This window comes from Mucilaginibacter sp. P2_D11 (assembly GCF_056404435.1).
In genome coordinates, this window is record NZ_JBFUEA010000004.1 from 305,403 (window position 1) to 324,780 (window position 19,378).

A 19,378-nucleotide genomic window follows, 5' to 3' on the forward strand; every position below is an offset into this window, starting at 1 on the left:
AAGCTACTGCCCAACTACGATCAAATCTTTTTTATTGAGCCAGCCACTGGTGGTTTGGCCGTTTTTATTGGTGAACGTAACATAGATGAAGCCGTTCTGGTCGTCTATAGCGCGGACGCGGGCGTTATCCCATTGGTTGATGTTTGCTGCGCGTTTGCTGGCAGCATCGGGTCGACTATGGAAATAGGCATAGCTGGTAAACAGCGAGAACACTTTGCCCACATCGCCACCTTTAGATTGGGCAACTACAGGCTGTTTCGGCGGAAGCGGTATCTTTTTTGGCGGCGTTTTCTTAACCGTATCTTTTTTGATTTTCTTGTGCGTGGCCAGGGTTTCGGGCCTGACTGCGGCGGGTTTTGAATGCGCTGTATCGTGTTTTTTTACCGGTAATGGTTTGGTGGCAGCTACGGTATCGGTATGGCCGGCGGGTTTAGAAACGCTGTCTGCAGGCTTTTGTATTTCTGCAGCAGTTTTTACGGCCGCAGCTTTGCTTCCCGAAGAAAGGTAGTGCCCCAAAGCCGCGCCGGTGCCAATGCATAGCAAGGCAATGCCAATTAACAAGCCTTTCGATGTGCTTTTGGCGGGGGCGTTCACGGGCGGGGGGAAGGCAGCAGGCGTTTTGCTATGCGATGCGGCTTGTTTCAGCCCGTCAATTTCCTGCTGCAGGGTTTTATTCTTTTCCTGCTCTTGTTGCAGCAGGCTTTGCAGACTGGCTTTTTCGTTCTGTAGTATCAGGGCGCCCTCGGTACCGGTTTTGGTGTTGAGTACGCTGTTTTGTATGGCCTGCCGCAGTTCGGTGCCGTCGGCATAGCGGTTGGCGGGGTCTTTTTGCAGGCATTTGTAGATGAGGGTTATCAGCCATTCGGGTACCTGCATTTCGCTTTGGCGTTGCCCGGCACTCCAATCCGGTGGCATATTGCCTTTGCGCAGGGCCAGCATATTGGGCGGCTCGTGGTCAAGGTGAGCAATCATCACGGCGTTGCGTGCGCTTTGGCCGTTGTCGTTCAGTTTGAAGGGCACGGTGCCGGCCAGCAGTTCGTACAGGATGATGCCGTAGCTGTACACATCGCTTTGCGGCAGCAGGTTGCCGTCGCTTTGTTCGGGTGCCATAAACTCTACTGCACCGGCATTGCGCAGGCTGCTGCGCCGCTGCTCGCCGGTCATGATAGCCAGGCCGAAATCAAGCAGCACATAGTTGCCCGTATTTATATTGAATTTTACGTTGTTGCTTTTGATATCGCCATGCTTTACGCCCACTTTGTGGCAGTGGCTGAGCGCGTTGGCCAGCTGGTAAGCCACCTTGATGGCTTCGGCAATGGTGAATACGGGTTTGTCTTTTTCGGTAAGTAGCTCGGCCAGGTCGGGGCCCTCTATGAATTCCATTTCGATGAAAGGGAGCGAGCCGCTTTCGGTAATGCCCGAGCTGAGTATCTTCACCACATTGGGGTTGGCTACCTCGTTTACCTTCTTCAGCTTTGCTACCTCGTTGGTAAAATCCTTGTAATGCTTGTCGTTTTCGTCCTCCGCGAAGATGGGGGTGGGCAGCAGTTTTACCGCCACAAAAATTTCGCCGATGCGCTTACCCTTGTACACGGAACCCTGCCCGCCGGTATGCAGCGCGCCCATATTTTCCAGTCCCGCGGTTATCGTAAAAATTTTACCCATGTGATATTGATTGCCTAAGTCGCTATGTTAACGCAACAAGCCCATAAATTGTTGGATAAGATAAACAGTTTAGGGTTTAAAATGAAACCGGGGAAAATGATTGGGGAGAATCAGCGGAACAATCCAATTTCTTGTCCAATTCAAGAACGATGGAATTTCACCAAAATGAAGCTGCGGAAATTTTCGTGATAATGGCAAAAAATCTGCAAAAATCTGTGTTTTTCTTCAAATTTCGGTGTTTTTCGTAAGCGCGAAAATGGCCGGAAATGGCCAAAAACGGGCCAATCTTGTCCAGTTTTTTCCAATAATTCGTGATATTTTACAGCTAGATTTCTAATAAATTCTAATGCGAAAAAGGGCAATGGAAATTCCGCTGCGGCAGGGTAGTGGGCTTGTGGCTAGTTAGTGAGGCGGCTTTTTATTTGCAGGTTGGCGTAGTGGCTACCTTGCATGCGGGGCAGCGGCTGGTTCCGAACTATTGCTTTGACTAACTGAAAGAGCCCCTTACTGTTGTTAATGTTTATTGCTTATTTTACGTATCAGGTTATTACGGGTATCAGCCACATATACATTCCCTGCCGCATCTACCGCAACGCCCTGCGGTAAATAAAATGAAGCTGAAGTGCCCGTGCCGTTGGCCGAACCTGGGGTGCCATTGCCTGCCAGGGTAATTACTACGCCACCCGGGCTTATCTTACGGATCCGGCTGTTATCGCGATCCCCCACATATATATTACCCGCTGCATCTACCGCTACGCCGGCAGGGGGGCTAAACGATGCTGAAGTACCTGTACCGTCGGCCCAGGCCCGGGTGCCACTGCCCGCTACGGTAGTTACTAATCTGTCGGGGCTTATCTTCCGTATCTGGTAATTGCCGTTATCGGCTACGTACACATTGCCCAATGCATCTACGGCTACGCCGTAAGGACCACGAAATGAAGCTGCAGTGCCAATACCGTTAGCCGAACCTTGCGTGCCACTGCCTGCATAAGTAGTTACCATACCCTCCGGGCTTATCTTACGGATCAAATTGTTAACACAATCCGCCACGTACACATTACCTGCTGCATCTACCGCTAAGCCCAATGGATGGCTAAACGAAGCTGCAGTGCCCATGCCATCGGCCGAACCCTCAACACCACTGCCTGCAAAGGTAGTTACTACGCCCGCTGGGCTTATCTTACGTATCAGGTTATTGCTTTGATCCCCTACATATACATTACCCGCAGCATCCACCGCTACACCCATTGGCTCAAAAAACGAAGCTGAAGTTCCGGTACCATTGGCAGAACCCTGGGCGCCAGCGCCTGCAAGCGTGGTTACTGCACCATCCGGGCTTATTTTACGTATCATGTCATTGCCTAAATCTGCAACGTACACATTGCCTGCTGCATCAACTGCTACGCCCGCCGGGCCGCTAAATGAACTTGACGTACCGATGCCATTGGCTGCGCCCCAGGCGCCACTGCCTGCAAAGGTAGTTACCATAGGAACGGCCTTAGAACCATCAGGTCCATTTTTGTTGGTGCAAGCAGCGGTAAATAATATAATAAGGGGAAGTAATGATAAAGTTCTTCTCATGGGTTTTAGGTAGTATAAGAATTATACATTTTTTATTCAGCGAAGTTATCTGCATTAAACTACAAAATAGGGCTACAATTAGTCAAAAATGGCTATGCAAATGTTTACAACAGAAGGAGAAGACGATTTTTTGGTGCAATTTATGGATTTTTAAAAAAATCCAATGGTTGGAAGGTAGAGCCCGCGGGGGGACTCTTCCTATTGTCTTCGCGAGGAACGAAGCAATCCCCGGCAGGAGAGGTAGGCGATTTGCATAGACACTAAATTGCATGCGGGCCACAGGTGGGGATACCTGCGGCAGCGGGGGGCTACTCTCCCCATCGTCTTTGCGAGGAACGAAACAATCCTCTGTAGGACAGGTGAGCAATTTGCATGGTGGCTACTTTGCATGCAGTTCATAGGTGGGGGATTATAGCATTGACGCACTATGCCTTTTTAAATTCCCAGTTGACTGCCGACGCCGAAACCTTTTTGATTAAGTTCCTTTGAGCTGGTGAATGATTGTGACGAATTAACAAGTAAAGGTCATTGATAAGGGGAGCCGTTTCCGCAAAATATCCATGCCCCATAAAGTCCGTATCTATGTTGCTAGCATCTACCGTATCTATACCATCAAACACCACTATGCGGCTCCCCGAAAGCCCAAGACGCGAAATCATCCCTCCCCGCAATTTTTTTGATGCGGTAAGTGCAACGTCGCCGGCAGAAGTGTAAAGGGTTATTCTTTTAGAGCTGCGGGTGATTTTTGGGGCTATATATTCAACGAAAACTTGTGCATCGATATCAGGTGCCGCTAAAATGATTTGATTAAAAGCAAACCCTTTAAAAAACTTTTCCTGCTGTAAGCTAACTAAAGTATCCGTCAAGGCCCTGTTGCCCATGCTGTGAGCTATAATATGTATTTTTTTTGCTTTTGTTTGGTTTTTAACGTCTTTTAAAAATTGAATCAGATGAGGAACGGTAAAGCGGATGTTGTCCTCATCACTCATATAAAGTAGAGTTTTAGCTGGCGAAGGCCAACTGTAAACAATTGGCGCACCCACGAAATTTAAGTCGTAAGCAATTTGGGCTGCCCTAAGCACGCTATCATCAAAACTTACGTTAAAGCCGTGTATAAAAACAAAAGCATCGTGCTCGTCCGAGACGTTTATTTTCGATGACACCTTGTCAAAAAATAGAGCCTCGTTTAGCTCAATAGCACCTACAATCAACATGTGTTTATCGGGATTCTCATTGAATTCGAATTTCCAAATTTTGAGGCGCGGTATTTCACCTATTTTTTTGCCTTGGGGTATGCTTACTTCACAACTACCATAACTTACAGGTCCCCTTCGCCCACTGTAGGTGATTCTGTCACTGCTTTTATTCTGTAAGCGATCGGTAGTATAGAACACCTCCACTAATGTATTTTCGTTTGCTACTACAGTAGGTGTATCGTAATTAGTTGCCACAGACGTAGATGAGGGCGCGCCGAATATTAGGGCGGGTAATGTGAGCAATAAATCTGCAATGTGAGCCAAAATATTCTCTTTCGGTTGGCGCGGAGGGCTTGCCATAGGCCTTTGAGATACCCGTCTCAACCCATCATCAAACGGCATTGCATGTTTTTCCAATTGCGATTGTTGCTCAGTACTGCTGTGGAAATCAAAGGATGGCCCCATTTTATTGCCGTTTAACATCTCTATCAGTTCTCCAGCTCGTTGCGCCCTTTTGCTTGCGTCTTTAACAAGGCAACTCTGTGCAATCTTTCTATATGGCTCTGACAGCTCACTTAGTTTAAGGCTTGCTTGTTCATCGTTTAGGATGGAGGCCATCGTCTCCTCTGTATCTCCGGTAGGGAATAATTTCAGACCGAACGTCGCCAACTCGTACACAATCACGCCAAAGCTCCATAAATCCAGGTTAGTACCTATATGGCCGTTAATGCCATATTTTTGAGGAATAAGCTGTTCTGGTGCCATGTATTCCAAGGTGTTCATCCGCGGCAATGAAATGCTGTATTGCTCTGCTCTGTAGTTGCTGATGCCGAAGTCTATTATTGTGGCAACCGGACCGTATGTGGTGTTTTTTACCAGAATATTTTGCGGAGTTAGTTTGCGGTGCACGATGTTGTTTTTATGCAGGAATGCTAAGCCCTGCAATACATCTACCAACAATTTGTCCAAACTCTCAGGGTGGGCTTTACAATACGATATGAGTTCACCACCATTTATATACTCACTAACGGCTACAAGGTGTTTTTCTGGTTCGTTTAGTGCGTTTGAAGATTCCACGAAGGCCGCGTCGTAGTAGCGGCACAAATTGGTGTGGTCAAGCGTTATTGCTTTCTTTATCTCGATAGCCAGGTCGCGCTTTGCAGAGACCTCGACATTGAATACTTTCAGGGCAACATCTCTATCCAGCAACATATCATGCGCCTTGAATACCCGCGAAAAGCTACCTTTAGATAAGAGGTCTGTCGTGGGATGGTATTGGTAACGGGTCTGAAAGTCCATTTAATTAACGTGATAAGGTTGTTGTTGAATATCGGTTTTAAATTTCATAAATGAAACTATCCCTCTACCTATTCTGCTCACTCAGCCAATGAAACTGCCGCTCGGCCAGCTGAAAATGGCGTTTCGTGCGTTTTAGTTCTACGTATAAGCTGTCCTTGCCTTTTAGGCCGCTGAGGGTAATGGTGCTGCTATCGGGCATGGCGTAGTTGAATAAGAGGATGTAGGCCTTATCGTCTAAGCGTTTTTTGAAGTAGAGCATTTGGCTCGCGCTGTCCAGACCGTAGGCAAAATAGCCGCGGTTGTACCGCTTCCTGAAGAGCGTATCATTAGATTTTACGCTGCCGTAGCCATTCTCGAATATCAGGTCCTGCCAGCGTGTAGTGTCTGTAAGCGAAAGCGGTACATCCTGTTTATTGATTTTGTAGCTGGTTACGGCATACACGCCATTTTGAACCGGCTGTTTTGGCACCTTGTTAGGACCCGCGCCGCTAAAATCCTGGTAAAGGGGAATGATAATCATTATCAGTACGAAGAGCGATTTTAGCACTATGCGGGTAATGCGCATCCACTTTTTGGTGTACCTGAAATGGTATATGGCGCTGAGGGGGGCGGGCTTGTCCAGTATAAAGAAATTTATCAGTCTCCCGCTTTCGTTGGCCAGCAAAAACAGACAGGTGAATACCATCTGCATCGAAAATATCTTCACAGGGATATCGTAGCACAGGTTCAGCATCATTACGTTGATGAAAACGCCGGTGGCTACCAACGTGCCGAGGGAAGTGGTGCGTCGGTACAGCAATAGCAAGGCTGCAAAAACTTCCATCGCGCCCGAAAAAAACTGGTATGGCCCCGAGTAACCGATGAACAGCCAGGAAAAACGCATGGGCAACAAATCGCCAAGGGGAGTGGCCAATTGGTGCAGGCTCGGGAAAATCATCTGCATGCCGAAAAGCTTTATAATGCCATACCCCAGCGCTACCAAAATAACATAGTAACGGGTAAAAAGGCAGAGCCAATAGTTCAGGTGGGTGTAATTGGGCCGTTTGCGGTCGGCTACCGACCATATAATCGCGCCCAGTGCCGCCAATAGCAGGTACGTCCATAACCTTGCCCAGCCCATAGAGGTATCGCCGCTGCCATTTTCGGGCACCAGCACCGGTTTTACGTGCAAAAACAGGGTATTCGCCTCGGTCACTATCCAGTCGGTAAGCTTGCCGTAGTATTGCGTTACGGTACTTACGTAGGGGATGCTATCCAGCCAGGTGATGGGTGCGGTTTGTAAGGCCAGGTAAATGAAAAAGAAGCGGAATACGATTTTTCGCCAAAGCGGCCAATGGGAGTTTTCTACGTTTTGCATAAATAGTGAGGGCTTTTTACAGGTTGAGTTAAGCTCACAATTTATCGATTTATTTTGAAAAATGATAAGGATTGTTAGATGAATGAGGGGAAAATCGCTTTTAGTTTTTTGTTCCCCTCTAGAGAGGGGGCGGGTGGGAATGTGTGAGGGCAGGGGTGTGTTAAGCTATGCAATTGACGCCAACACACCCCTCCACCCCTCTCAAGAGGGGAATCGCGCAGGCCCCCGGCGCAGTATCTTTAAAAGAGGAAGGTTTCGATATTATTTCCCTTCCAAAAACCCACTAATCGACCCAAACGCCAAGCCTTTTTGCTTGAAACTCCCAATCAAATTTTCCATCCTTTGCAGCATGGCCTCGCCGCTGTTTTTGCTTACGTAGCCGGGGAAGCCGAAGCGGGCTTTATCGTGCAGGTTGGTAAATTCCCAGGGATGGTAGTACAGGTTAAGGTAGCCGTCGGCCTGGTAGGTTTTTCGGCACAGGTATTTGTAAAGCCACATAGGGAAGTTGTGCAGGGCCAGCCAAAATAGCGGTAGCCGCAAGCGGGGACTAACCGATGCAGGCAATTGCAATACGCCATTGTGCATAAAATAAGTGCGCGATACTTTGAGGTTATTGTACCGCCCTGGCAGCCAGGTGGGGTTGATGGAACTGTTGTACACATAGCCGGCCTTAAGTACTTCGGCTTCGTCTACCGGCATCATGCGGGCCATGCGGTAGCCGGTAACGGGTGCATGCGTAATGGCTTCCAGCGCCAGTTTGGAGCTCAACAAGTGCGCAGGCTCAAATTCGGAATGGTAATAGCCGTGCGAGGCTACCTCGTGGCCATCGGTAATCATCTGCCTGATGAGGTCGGGCCGGGCAAGGGCAAAGGTAGCCGTGCAAAAAAACGTGGCCTTTACCTGCTGCCTTTGCAGCATGGCCAGTATAGTTTGGGTGCCGGTGGCGGATATGGTTATCTGGTCGTCGAAGGTTATGCTTTTGCCGTACTCCAGCGGCATATCAAACTCTTCTACATCAAAACTCAACAAGATCATACTGGCGCTCTTTAATACTGCTGCTCTCTACCACATAATTCGGCCTCAACTTTGTCTGCAGGAATATCTTGCCCACGTAAATGCCTATAATACCCATAATGATCAATTGCAGGCCTCCCAAAAAGAAAATCGACATCATTATAGATGCCCAACCTGCCGAGGCATAGCCCACCACCGCATGCCCCATGTAATAACAATACAGCACATAGGGCAGGAAAATAGCCGTTAAGGTGGAGAAGGCGAAACCCAGGTACACCGCAAAATAAAGCGGACGTATGCTGAAGGAGGTTATCCCCTGGAAAGCAAAGCGCATCATTTTGATGAGTGAGTACTTGCTTTTGCCCGAGTGGCGCGGATCTGCAGTGTAGCTGATGCCGTATTGCGAAAAGCCCAGCCATTTGATGATGCCGCGCAAAAAGGGGTCAATCTCCTTGAATTGCAGCAGCGCATCGGCCACTTTACGGTCAATCAGGCGGAAATCGGCGGTACCGGGTTCCATGTTTATCTCGCTGAGGCGGTTGGCCAGCGCGTAGAACATATTGGAGGTTGTTTTTTTGAACAACGACACCTTTTCGGTAGAGGTGCGTTTGCTGTACACGATATCGTAGCCTTCTTCCCACTTGCTTAAAAAGGCGGGGATAAGTTGTGGCGGATGCTGCAGGTCGCCATCCATGCATATCACGCAGTGGCCGTCGGCATAATCCAGACCGGCTTTAAGCGCGTTCTGGTGGCCAAAGTTGCGGCTCAGCTTAATATAATGGATGCGGTTATCCTGTACGTTGAAGGTGCGGAGCACGTCGGCGGTATCGTCTTTGCTGCCGTCGTCCACAAAAATAAAATCGTAATCGTAGGGCAGGGTATCAAACACCTGCCTCAGCCCCTTGATCAGGATGGGGAGGTTTTGAGCCTCGTTAAAAGCAGGCACCACTACCGACACCTTTTTGCGGGGCGGGGCGGTCCTGGTTTTTGGGCGTTCCTGTACGTATCTCATATCGTTGTAGGGGTGGGGGTTATGGTATCGTTATGGGTTATTGCAAGCGGCTGCGCGGGAGCAGTTTTTTTAATAAGCATTTCGCCAACTATAGCCAGCCAAACCAGCAGGCAGGGCAGGGCTTTAAGGGCATAAGGCATAATCAAATTGTTTTTGATATAGGCCGGGAAAATATCGGTACGGAATAAACTGCCGAAGTACAGCGTAAATGCGAACAGGGCTATCTGCCATTTGCTTACCGGCTGCGGGGCGCTCATAAACCATATGCCCACGCCCACAAAGGCGATGATATAGGTAGCGTGCTCTGAACTGGTACTGAACAACACCACGAATAGCAGGCAGCTGGCCAGCATGAGCAAGCGGCTGCGCAAATCGGTAGCTAGTTGATTTTTTAAGCTGCTCCAGGCGAATAAGGCTACGCCCGTAAGTAGTATGGGCAGTATATTGATAGGGTGGCCCACTATACGGCGCACCATGCCGGTTACGGATATGTCCTGGTATTGGGTGGTCATGGATACGTTTTGGGCGTTCTTCTCCATGAGCGAATGGTACCAATCGATGTACGAGTGCGCCACGAATTGCGGCGAGAAAAATAGCATCGGCAACACGAAGAGCACTGCCCCCCAAAAGAACAGGCCTATGATGAACTGCTTCTTTTGTTTGGATAGCAGGAAAAATACCACGCCCACAACCCCGTAAAGTTTTACGAAGAGGCCCAGCATAATGAACAGCGATGCCCAGAAATCTTTCTTATTCTCTACCAGTACCCAGGTAAAGATGAGCAGCGCGGCGATGGCCCCGTTGGTTTGGAATTCTTTGAGGGAGATGATAAGCTCCTGCGCACAGATGATGCAGATGATATTTTTCTTCAGCGTGCTTAAGGGCAAAAACTGTATGGCGCAGAACAGGAACGCGACGTTGCAAATCTGCCAAAAGTACATGCCCAGATTGCCCTTAAGGACGGCGAAAGGAGCGATAATTAGGCAGAAGATGGGGCCGTAATGGTTGGTATCCGAATAATACTGCGGATAGCCGGCATATAGATTATGCCCCATGGAGGCATTGAAATAGCTGTATTTAAAAATGAGGTAATTGTTGATAGAACCGTAGCCAATGTACTTGTAAGTAAAAAAAACGGCAATGAATATCCACACCGCCAGGATGAAGTACTTATTTTTAAAAATCTTGTAAAAAAGGCTGGTTTGCCCTTGTTTGGCCATTGGCATGAACTTTTTTTCGTTGTTTTGAAAGCATTACGGCAAATGCCGGGACTTTGAAACAGCGGTTTGAACAATAGTTTATAACTTAATTAGGCTATAAAGATAAAGTATTTTTTTAATCTGTATTAAAAATGTTACAAATATGCTCGTTGCTTTCGGGTATGGTTAAAGGCTGATATGCAGTGTTTCAACGACGAGGTTTGGTGAAGTGATTCGCGTTATTTTACCGCCAAGGGTGCAGAGATTTGAATAGCACTAATTTTTCGAATTAAATCGAATTTCACTAATTTATTTTCGCGCAAAGCCGCAAAGATCGCCAAGGAGGGAAAGCATAAAAAAACTTTGCGTCTTCGCATGCCAACTAACCACCTGCAAGAATCTTTGGTTAAAAGCAAATCTGTAATTATAATAACTTCCATTTTTACCCTGCAATGCTTTCCTTTGGGGTAAACTAAGGGTGTTCGAAATAAGCAAAAAAGCGGGGGAATGCGCGATTCCCCTCTTGAGAGGGGTGGAGGGGTGTGTTTGTACATTATGCATTGCGTTATTGCATTGCGGAGAACACACCCCTGCCACCACACAATCCATCGCGCCCCCTCTCGAGAGGGGAATAAAAAACCCTTCGAACACTCATCATTAAAACCCATAACCATTGGCAAAAGATATTTTCGGGCAGGCCTTGTACGATGCCTATAAGGGCAGGCAGGCCTCAAAGCTTTTCATCCATAATAAATATGGCCCCAAAGAGGAGATGCCGTTGGAGGTGTATTTCCGTACCGAAGCCGAAATGCCCGATCTGGAACTGCTGGCCCTGAGTCATTGCCGGGGCCGTATTTTAGATATCGGCGCAGGCGCGGGCAGCCATGCCTTGTATTTGCAGGAACGTGGAGTGGATGTTGCAGCGATGGATATATCCGGCCTTGCCGTACAGATAATGCAGGAGCGGGGCGTTAAGCTGGCTATAGAACAGGATATATTCGGCCACGCCGGAGAAAAATACGACACTTTATTATTGTTGATGAATGGCATAGGCCTCTGCGGGAATATCCAACAATTACGTGTATTTTTACGGCACGCCAGGCAGCTCTTATGCCCGGGCGGCCAATTATTATTCGATTCATCTGATATTGCTTATTTGTACGATGGTGCACCGCCCGCCGGTAATTATTACGGCGAAGTATGGTACCAGTATGCCTACAAGGGCCAAAAAACCGATTGGTTTCAATGGCTGTATGTAGATGCCGATACGCTGATCCAAATTGCCGCCGAAGAAGGCTGGGCGATAGAGATACTGGATGAGGACGATATGGATGGCTACCTGGCACGGCTGATGCCTTTGTGAGCTTATTAAATATCGAACACCGAACGCCCAATAATGAATGATGAAGTGGAAGGACTTCGATGGGATATGTTTGCCTGGATTATACTGCACTTAATCTTTTGAACCGATAAACCTATGATAAAGACCTTTTATAAAACCCTTCAGGCCTTCGGCCTGCTGTTGTTGCTTACAGTTGCTGCCAACGCGCAAACCAAACTACCTGCCTGGGCCTTCGGTCCGTTCGTTCGGCCGGTGGGGGTGAACCCTTTGATTAGTCCCGATACCACAACCCGCTTCAACGACCCGATGTACAAACGCAGCGTAGATTGGGAAAGCAACGATACATTTAACCCCGCCGCCACCATTAAAAATGGTAAGATATATATCCTGTACCGTGCCGAGGATAAATCGGGCACAGGGATAGGGGGCCGCACATCCCGCCTCGGCCTGGCGGAAAGTAAGGACGGCATCAGCGTAAAACGCTCGCCCGTACCCGTGCTGTACCCATCTAACGATAGCCAGAAAGAATTCGAGTGGACGGGCGGCTGCGAGGATCCCCGCGTAGCCATGACGGCCAACGGCACCTATGTGGTTTTTTACACCCAATGGAACCACGATATGCCGCGCCTGGGCGTTGCCACTTCTAAGGACCTCAAAACCTGGGTAAAGCATGGCCCTATATTCCGTAAGGCATACAATGGCAAGTTCCATAAGATAGCCAGCAAATCGGCCTCCATCATTACCAAACTGGTAAACGGCAAGCAGGTCATCGCCAAAATAAAGGGCAAATACTGGATGTATTGGGGCGAAACCGGTGTTTACTCCGCCACCTCCACCGATTTAATGAACTGGACACCCCTGATAAACAAGGATAGCACGCTGAGGCCGCTCATCTCGCCCCGCCGCAACTTCTTCGATAGCGACCTTACCGAATGCGGTCCGCCGGCAATTGTTACTGCCAAGGGTATCGTACTATTATACAACGGTAAAAACAACGCAACCTACGGGGATAAGAACTATACTGCCAACTCGTACTGCGGCGGTCAGGTAATGTTTTCGGCAACGGATCCAACCAAGCCCATCGGTCGGTTAGATAAGCCTTTCTTCGTGCCGCAGGAGGCTTTCGAAAAAAGCGGGCAATACCCTGCAGGTACCGTGTTTATGGAGGGGCTGGTGTATTTTAAAAGCAAATGGTTCTTGTATTATGGCTGCGCCGATTCGAGAGTAGGGGTGGCGATATATAAACCCGGGAAGTAAGAAGAGAGATTTCGGAATTCGGATGTTCGATTTCGGATTTGTTTTGATTGAGAAGCCGCCTGAGTTATGCATTTGGCGGCCTTTCCTTTTTATCTCACATCTCATATCTCACGTATCAAATCTAATCCCATGTAACAATTTTGCGCTTTTACAACAAATCGTTAAAAATGTTTGCAGATAAAAATATTTATATATATTTACCACCAAATTATACCCCTAATCTGCTACGGATATTGTGAAACGGTTTTTTGTTATATTGCTATTGAGCGTGCACCTGTTTTATGCAGGAGGCTACACGCTTTTTTTTCAATATTTCATCCACCGGTCCGAAACTCAGATGGTAAAGCAGATTTACGAGAACAAAGTAGATGCTACCCAACTGGTGCAGATAAAAATACCTGTCCACATGCCCCAGATGCAGGATTGGCCCGACTACGAGCACGTACAGGGTCAGGTTCAGCTTAAAGATAATTACTACAATTACGTTGGTGTAAAAATGACGCGCGATACCATGTACCTGGTATGTATTGCCAACAGCGTAAAAACACGCCTCGTAAGCGCAAACTTAATCGTAGCCAAAGATGTATCTGATGTACCCCTTACCAAAAAAGGCTCAGAGCAATCATCGGTAAAAAAAGCATCCGGGGGTTTTGAATACAACATGCCTGCCCTGCATTACAGCTTCGTTACGTTCTCCCAAACATTGAAAGGACATGAGAACCCTATATCTGCCAAGTTGACTAACCCGTACATCGAATCTCCAGGAAAACCGCCAAACTTCGCCGGTTAATATATTTGACAATTTTTCGTATTCCAAAAAGCTTTTTGCTCTATCACTATTGCACGCGTGTGTTATGCTTGTTGGTATTGATAAGTGCTAAGGCCACTTGGGTTACGTAATCTCCGTTGCCGGCGTAAAAGCCTGCACTCACAAATGTTGCTCGTTATCTTATTCATTACTAAAAATTCTTTATGAAATACTTTTTACAATATACTTACAGGTATTGTGTTGGTATTATTGCTTTTGTTGCCTTATCACAAACAGTTTGTGCGCAAACGGAAAGCGATGCTATCATGATCCCGAAAAATTACATATGCGTAGCCGGCATGTACGCCCACAACAGCTGGGATCATTACTGGGAAGGCACCCTCAAACGCGAAAACTTAAACCTAGGCACCATCAGCGCCAATATTTACAATGCAGGCGTGGTTTACGGGCTCAGCAACCGCATCAATGTTTCGGCATTTGTGCCATACATCCAAACCAAAGCCAGTGCAGGCACCTTGCGTGGCCAGCGCGGTTTTCAGGATATCAACCTGGCTTTTAAATGGATGGCTTTACGCGAGCAAATCGGTACAGGTATCCTTAGCGTCCACGCTATCGCGACAGGTTCTATACCCGTTGGCGATTACCAGGGCGATTATCTCCCTTTCGCTTTAGGCAGCCGCAGCAAAAGCGTAGCCTTACGCGGTTTAATTAATTACCAGCAAGGCAGGTTCTTCGTTGCCGGTGCAGGGCAGTATATCCGCAGGAGTAACATGACTATCGATCGTGATGCGTATTATACTACCGAGATGCACTACACCAACCAGGTTGCGTTGCCAAACGCTACCAACTTTATGGTTAGCGCAGGTTTCCGTAGCTTATTGCTCAATGTAGAAGCTATTGCTACTAAATACACCACAGTGGGCGGTTTCGATATTACCCGCAACAATATGCCTTTCCCAAGCAACCGTATGAATGCTACTGCAGTAGGCGGTTTAATAAAATATATGCCTCAGTTTGCCAAAGGCCTCGAGTTTACCGTTGGTGGCAGCTACGTAACATCGGGCCGTAATGTTGGGCAAAACACCCAAATTATGGGCGGTATAGATTATGTTTTTTCGGTTAAAAAGGAAAAAAAATAAGGAGAGGATAACAATCATGAAAACAAAAATACTTTATATATCATCATTAGTGGCCGTATCGCTTTTTGCAGCATCGTGCAAAAAAGATATTACCGAACGTAACACGGAGTACGCCGCACTGACACCTGCTAATCCGGACTCTACCGCAGGTGCCTGGACACCGATTTTAACTGGTTCGACTACATTTACATTAGCTTTACCAGAAGCGAAGACTGCTCCCAATTACGTTGCAGACCTGAACGAGATCAAGAGCTACCAAAAGAACCTAACCAGCGAACAAAAAGAAATCATCAAATACTGGAGCGCGGGTTCGGTATTGCGCTGGAACGAAATACTGCGCGAACTGGTGGCCAAGCACAACCTTCCTCCGTATCAAAACGATAACGGTACGTATCCATTCCCCAGCGCAGCTAATCCATTGGCTTACCCGCTGTTCCCATTCTCCAACCCACCATACGCCGCCCGTGCTTATGCTTATGTAAGCGCAGCACAGTACGATGCGTTGGTGCAAACATTCAAATTCAAATACGCTACGGGTTACAGGCGCGAAGCTCCTTATGCGGATGATAAAGCCAACGTACAGGCCTTGATACCTAAATCAAAATTACCATCGTACCCAAGCGAAGACGCGGCGGTTGCAGGCGCAACTGCGCAGATGATGATTTTGCTGTTCCCGGGCGATTTGGATTTCATTCAACAGAAAGTTGCCGAAGAGAAACTTTACCGCTTAATGTCGGGCGCTAATACCCGCTCTGATTGGGATGCTGGTGAAAATCTTGGTAAACAAGTTGCAAACGTATTTTTAGCACGCGCCCGTGCAGATAAAGCAAACCTGGCTGCGGGGGCACAAGCCGACTGGACTAAATTCGAAACAGATGCTACCGCTGCCGGCAACACGCCATGGATAAGCCTGGAACTGCCGCACCGCCCGCCGATGCTGCCCTTGTTCACTAAGGTTACGCCTATTTTGATGCCCGCTGCAGATGTAGCAACCGTTCGCCCCGCTGCGCCTTATAAGGAAGGTACCGCCGAGTACAAAAAAGATGTGGATGAAGTAATGGCTATGAGCAACAACCACGACCGCGACCATGAGCGCATCGTAGCGTTTTGGGCAGACGGCGTAGGTACAACAACTCCTCCGGGCCATTGGAATGCTATTGCCGCGGAAGAATTCATAAAACATAACTGGAGCGAAGTACGCTGGGCACGCAACCTGGCCCTGCTTAACATGGCCGAAATGGATGCAGCTATCGTATGCTGGGATACCAAATACTTTTATTTTAACCCGCGCCCAACACAAATGGTTGCCGGTATAAAAACGCTTACAGGCATACCAAACTTTCCGTCGTACATATCGGGCCACGCTACCTTTAGCGGTGCTGCGGCAACGGTGCTGGGCTATCTGGTGCCCGAGCGTGCTGCTGAATTTATGACGATGGCCAATGAAGCAGGCATGTCGAGGTTATACGGTGCCATCCACTACCGTAACGACTGTACCGTTGGTTTGGCTACAGGCGTAAAAGTAGGCACTTACGCGGTAAACCGCGCCAAAACCGACGGCGCAAATTAATATAATCGCAAGAGAGAGAATTAGAGAGACTGAATCGTGAGAACTGAACAGGGGCTTCATTATATTTTACGCATAGCGGTTGCTATGTGTTTTATTGGCCATGGCGCATTCGGCATCATAACTAAAGAGATATGGTGTAATTACTTTGCCGTATTCGGCATTGGGAAAGAAATGGCCTATGCATTGATGCCCTGGGTTGGTATTTTAGATATTATGATGGGGGTAATGATGCTGGCTTATCCTATACGCGCCATTGCCTTATGGCTGGTGTGCTGGGGTACTATGACAGCATTCTTGCGGCCCTTATCGGGTGAGCCATTTGCAGAAGTTATTGAACGTGCCGGTAATTTCGGTGCGCCATTGGCACTGCTCGTACTATCCGGCGGCATAAAAAACTGGCGGGAGCTGTTTACCAGGATAGATCCTGCCGCTGCAGCCACGCCCCAAACACTGGAAACTGTAAGCCGGTGTTTGCGGATGGTGGTATTTATGCTGTTGCTTGGCCATGGCTGGCTCAATATCATCGAAAAGAAGGCTTTGCTAAATCAGTATGCTTCGCTTGGGTTTTCGCATCCGGCTAAAGTGGCTGTATTTGCAGGCGTTTTTGAGATTACCGCCGCCCTTATCGTGCTTATCAAACCCATCAGGAATATATTGCTCGTATTATTGATCTGGAAAATAGCCACCGAATTATTTTATCCGCACTACGAAGCATTCGAGTGGATAGAACGCGGCGGCAGCTACGGATCTATACTTGCATTATGGTTTGCACTCAAAGAAGCGCCCTCTGGTTTTAGCCTGTTCTCTCTTGCAAAGCATAAACAAACAGAACATTATTAACCAATTAATAAACCTGTAAACAGCCTGCAAACACACGCCCGGTGCGTGGTGGCGTTTACCTATTTCATTCTTTTAAAGCCCCAATAACACACATGAAAACCACCTTAAAATTAGTGGCTGTACTAGCCGTTTTTATCCTTCTTAATTGCACGAAAGCAAGCGCACAAGGCTGCGTGGCCATCCGCAGTACCGGCGGCCTCTGCAATATGGACGAGCACCCGGATAGTACTTCTACCGGCGGCCTATGGCTGTTTAACAGCAATAGCCGTTACTACCGCTCATACAAGCACTTCGTTGGCTCAGAGGAGCAAAAACAACGTATCGCATTAGGTACTAATGTTATCAACCATTCATACGCGCAAGATCTTACGCTTACGCGCATCTTCAACAACCGCTGGTCGTTCTCATTGGACATCCCGGTGTTGGCAAACAGCCGCTCGTCGCTTTACGAGCACGGCGGTAAAGAACGCCGCCTTACCCACTCATTCGGCGTGGGCGATATTACCTTAAAAGCTTATGCATGGTTGCTTAACCCGGCTAAAGCAAAAAAGGGTAATATACAAATAGGCCTGGGCCTTAAATTGCCTACAGGCAGCTACACCTACCAGGATTACTTTTACAACACCGGCACAGGCGGCGCTAAAACCCTCGGCCCTGTAGATCAATCTATCCAATTAGGCGATGGCGGTACCGGTATCACAACCGATATCAACACCTACTACAACTTCTCGCATAAATTTGGCTTGTATGGCAGCTTTTACTACCTCATCAGCCCACGCGAGCTTAACGGCGTATCTTCTGCCCGCGGCGGCACACCAAGTGCCAAAGCAGTGGCCAACGGCAGCGACATCATGAGCGTGCCCGATCAGCTGATGTTAAGGGCTGGTGCAAACTACGGCGTAAACAAATTCAATTTCTCTGCCGGCATTCGCTACGAATGCCTACCAGTGAAAGATCTTGTTGGTGGCAGCAACGGCTTCCGCAGGCCGGGTTATATTACCTCGATAGAGCCGGGCGTAACCTACCGCATCAGCAAATTCTCTATATACACGTTTGTGCCGGTTGCTATAGTGCGCAACCGTACTCAAAGTGTACCTGATAAGATCTCTACCCAGCTGACCGGAACCAATAGCCACGGCGACGCTGCATTTGCCGATTACGCCGTTAACCTGGGCGTATCGTTCAAACTATAATATTCTATGTGTTTAATTGTTTGGTTAAAAGCCGGGAGTAGTGACCCCGGCTTTTTCTTTTGATTGCTATTGGGTCGAGGCCCAAATAATTATTAAGATTTCTTGCCGATGCCGGTGGTGATGGCGATGTTGCCTACCAGTATTTTGTGGATAGGGCAGGCATTGGCAATAGCTAACAGGCGTTTCTGCTGCTCGTGCGTTATTTCGCCTTTAAAGGATATGCTGCTTTCTATCAGGATACCGCTGCCGGTACGGTACATTTGCAGGTCAACCGCGATTTCTTCGATGGGCCACATTTTGCGGTTGATGTACATGCGCAGGGTAATGGCCGTGCAGCTGGCCAAACTTGCCATCAATAAATTATAGGGCGACATGCCCGCATCGGTACCGCCTTCATCTAAGGGCTCGTCGGCAATAATGGAATGCTTGCCGCTGCTTACCAGGGTTTGGAATTGCGCCCGGCCTATAACGGCGCGGCCATCAACAATAAAATCTTTTTGGATATCCATATAAATTATGGCGTAAAGGTGCTATTCCTGATTAAGGTCCAGCAATTTCCAGCTTTCCTCGCGGTTGCCTGCACCGCCCATATATTTCAATGAGATAGTGAAGTTGGTGGTTGTTTTTTCGCCGCTGCTGCTTACGGCCGAGTAGGACGACTTTATCACATAAACCGAATCTGATTTCTTGGCGAATTTATATTCATCGTCATGAAAGGAAACGTTGGAGGCCAATACAGTTGGGCGGATGTATATTTTAGCCATCGAATAGGCTGCATCGCTATCGGGCAACCCGCTAAAAACGCCTACCGAGTTGGAGGTGGCTATTTTTACCAGGATTACTGCGAATATTATGCCGAATGCAACCAGTATCCATACGCTGCTTTTCGCTTTTTTCTTCTTTGCCTGTTCCGCTTTTAGGTATTGGTCTTTAACCGTTTGCATT

At 47.9% G+C, this 19,378-nt stretch carries 16 protein-coding genes; 7 read left to right on the top strand and 9 right to left on the bottom strand.

The genetic code is table 11. From position 1 onward, the window contains the following. Positions 1-3: 3 nt before the first annotated feature. The 7 genes from AC1DXC_RS08030 to AC1DXC_RS08060 form a co-directional block, all read right to left on the bottom strand. Positions 4-1,665, bottom strand: coding sequence for a serine/threonine protein kinase (locus tag AC1DXC_RS08030; protein ID WP_477458627.1), 1,662 nt, complete (start codon positions 1,663-1,665; stop codon positions 4-6). Between the two features lie 513 nt (positions 1,666-2,178). Beyond that, positions 2,179-3,246, bottom strand: coding sequence for an NHL repeat-containing protein (locus AC1DXC_RS08035; protein ID WP_477458628.1), 1,068 nt, complete (start codon positions 3,244-3,246; stop codon positions 2,179-2,181). 425 nt (positions 3,247-3,671) lie between these two features. Continuing rightward, positions 3,672-5,741: an alpha/beta hydrolase gene (locus AC1DXC_RS08040; protein WP_477458629.1), complete on the bottom strand. Its 2,070-nt coding sequence runs from the start codon at positions 5,739-5,741 to the stop codon at positions 3,672-3,674. A gap of 64 nt (positions 5,742-5,805) precedes the next feature. Further along, on the bottom strand, positions 5,806-7,098 hold the full coding sequence (locus tag AC1DXC_RS08045) for a hypothetical protein (protein ID WP_477458630.1): 1,293 nt from the start codon (positions 7,096-7,098) through the stop codon (positions 5,806-5,808). Positions 7,099-7,359: 261 nt separating this feature from the next. Continuing rightward, the gene (locus AC1DXC_RS08050) at positions 7,360-8,133 is read right to left on the bottom strand and encodes a polysaccharide deacetylase family protein (protein ID WP_477458631.1); all 774 of its coding nucleotides are present in this window, start codon (positions 8,131-8,133) and stop codon (positions 7,360-7,362) included. Beyond that, complete coding sequence (locus tag AC1DXC_RS08055; RefSeq protein WP_477458632.1) at positions 8,114-9,124, bottom strand: glycosyltransferase family 2 protein; 1,011 nt, start codon at positions 9,122-9,124, stop codon at positions 8,114-8,116. The genes AC1DXC_RS08050 and AC1DXC_RS08055 overlap by 20 nt, the downstream gene beginning before the upstream one ends. Beyond that, the gene (locus AC1DXC_RS08060; RefSeq protein WP_477458633.1) at positions 9,121-10,344 is read right to left on the bottom strand and encodes a glycosyltransferase family 87 protein; all 1,224 of its coding nucleotides are present in this window, start codon (positions 10,342-10,344) and stop codon (positions 9,121-9,123) included. The genes AC1DXC_RS08055 and AC1DXC_RS08060 overlap by 4 nt, the downstream gene beginning before the upstream one ends. 652 nt (positions 10,345-10,996) lie before the next feature. On the opposite strand from AC1DXC_RS08060, the gene AC1DXC_RS08065 reads away from it, so the two are divergent. From AC1DXC_RS08065 to AC1DXC_RS08095, 7 genes are all read left to right on the top strand, one after another. Then, the gene (locus AC1DXC_RS08065) at positions 10,997-11,686 is read left to right on the top strand and encodes a class I SAM-dependent methyltransferase (RefSeq protein WP_477458634.1); all 690 of its coding nucleotides are present in this window, start codon (positions 10,997-10,999) and stop codon (positions 11,684-11,686) included. A gap of 114 nt (positions 11,687-11,800) precedes the next feature. Continuing rightward, positions 11,801-12,922, top strand: coding sequence for a glycoside hydrolase family 130 protein (locus tag AC1DXC_RS08070; protein ID WP_477458635.1), 1,122 nt, complete (start codon positions 11,801-11,803; stop codon positions 12,920-12,922). Between the two features lie 235 nt (positions 12,923-13,157). After that, entirely contained in the window at positions 13,158-13,712 is a 555-nt protein-coding gene (locus tag AC1DXC_RS08075; RefSeq protein ID WP_477458636.1) for a hypothetical protein, read from the top strand. A gap of 182 nt (positions 13,713-13,894) precedes the next feature. Beyond that, on the top strand, positions 13,895-14,830 hold the full coding sequence (locus AC1DXC_RS08080) for a transporter family protein (RefSeq protein WP_477458637.1): 936 nt from the start codon (positions 13,895-13,897) through the stop codon (positions 14,828-14,830). A 16-nt stretch (positions 14,831-14,846) separates the two neighbouring features. Next, positions 14,847-16,400, top strand: coding sequence for a vanadium-dependent haloperoxidase (locus AC1DXC_RS08085; RefSeq protein ID WP_477458638.1), 1,554 nt, complete (start codon positions 14,847-14,849; stop codon positions 16,398-16,400). Positions 16,401-16,436: 36 nt separating this feature from the next. After that, positions 16,437-17,240, top strand: coding sequence for a hypothetical protein (locus AC1DXC_RS08090; RefSeq protein WP_477458639.1), 804 nt, complete (start codon positions 16,437-16,439; stop codon positions 17,238-17,240). Between the two features lie 92 nt (positions 17,241-17,332). After that, complete coding sequence (locus AC1DXC_RS08095; protein ID WP_477458640.1) at positions 17,333-18,433, top strand: transporter family protein; 1,101 nt, start codon at positions 17,333-17,335, stop codon at positions 18,431-18,433. A gap of 92 nt (positions 18,434-18,525) precedes the next feature. Here the strand turns inward: AC1DXC_RS08095 and AC1DXC_RS08100 are convergent, their stop codons facing one another. Both AC1DXC_RS08100 and AC1DXC_RS08105 read right to left on the bottom strand, forming a co-directional pair. Continuing rightward, a complete protein-coding gene (locus AC1DXC_RS08100; protein ID WP_477458641.1) occupies positions 18,526-18,942 on the bottom strand; it encodes an OsmC family protein in 417 nt (138 codons plus the stop codon). 21 nt (positions 18,943-18,963) lie between these two features. Next, positions 18,964-19,377: a hypothetical protein gene (locus AC1DXC_RS08105; RefSeq protein ID WP_477458642.1), complete on the bottom strand. Its 414-nt coding sequence runs from the start codon at positions 19,375-19,377 to the stop codon at positions 18,964-18,966. Position 19,378: the final 1 nt, after the last annotated feature.

Excerpts from the sequence above, each read along its gene's own strand:
- AC1DXC_RS08030 (WP_477458627.1), bottom strand. The coding sequence starts at position 1,665 with ATGGGTAAAATTTTTACGATAACCGCGGGACTGGAAAATATGGGCGCG.
- AC1DXC_RS08035 (WP_477458628.1), bottom strand. The coding sequence starts at position 3,246 with ATGAGAAGAACTTTATCATTACTTCCCCTTATTATATTATTTACCGCT.
- AC1DXC_RS08040 (WP_477458629.1), bottom strand. The coding sequence starts at position 5,741 with ATGGACTTTCAGACCCGTTACCAATACCATCCCACGACAGACCTCTTA.
- AC1DXC_RS08045 (WP_477458630.1), bottom strand. The coding sequence starts at position 7,098 with ATGCAAAACGTAGAAAACTCCCATTGGCCGCTTTGGCGAAAAATCGTA.
- AC1DXC_RS08050 (WP_477458631.1), bottom strand. The coding sequence starts at position 8,133 with ATGATCTTGTTGAGTTTTGATGTAGAAGAGTTTGATATGCCGCTGGAG.
- AC1DXC_RS08055 (WP_477458632.1), bottom strand. The coding sequence starts at position 9,124 with ATGAGATACGTACAGGAACGCCCAAAAACCAGGACCGCCCCGCCCCGC.
- AC1DXC_RS08060 (WP_477458633.1), bottom strand. The coding sequence starts at position 10,344 with ATGGCCAAACAAGGGCAAACCAGCCTTTTTTACAAGATTTTTAAAAAT.
- AC1DXC_RS08070 (WP_477458635.1), top strand. The coding sequence starts at position 11,801 with ATGATAAAGACCTTTTATAAAACCCTTCAGGCCTTCGGCCTGCTGTTG.
- AC1DXC_RS08080 (WP_477458637.1), top strand. The coding sequence starts at position 13,895 with ATGAAATACTTTTTACAATATACTTACAGGTATTGTGTTGGTATTATT.
- AC1DXC_RS08085 (WP_477458638.1), top strand. The coding sequence starts at position 14,847 with ATGAAAACAAAAATACTTTATATATCATCATTAGTGGCCGTATCGCTT.
- AC1DXC_RS08095 (WP_477458640.1), top strand. The coding sequence starts at position 17,333 with ATGAAAACCACCTTAAAATTAGTGGCTGTACTAGCCGTTTTTATCCTT.
- AC1DXC_RS08100 (WP_477458641.1), bottom strand. The coding sequence starts at position 18,942 with ATGGATATCCAAAAAGATTTTATTGTTGATGGCCGCGCCGTTATAGGC.
- AC1DXC_RS08105 (WP_477458642.1), bottom strand. The coding sequence starts at position 19,377 with ATGCAAACGGTTAAAGACCAATACCTAAAAGCGGAACAGGCAAAGAAG.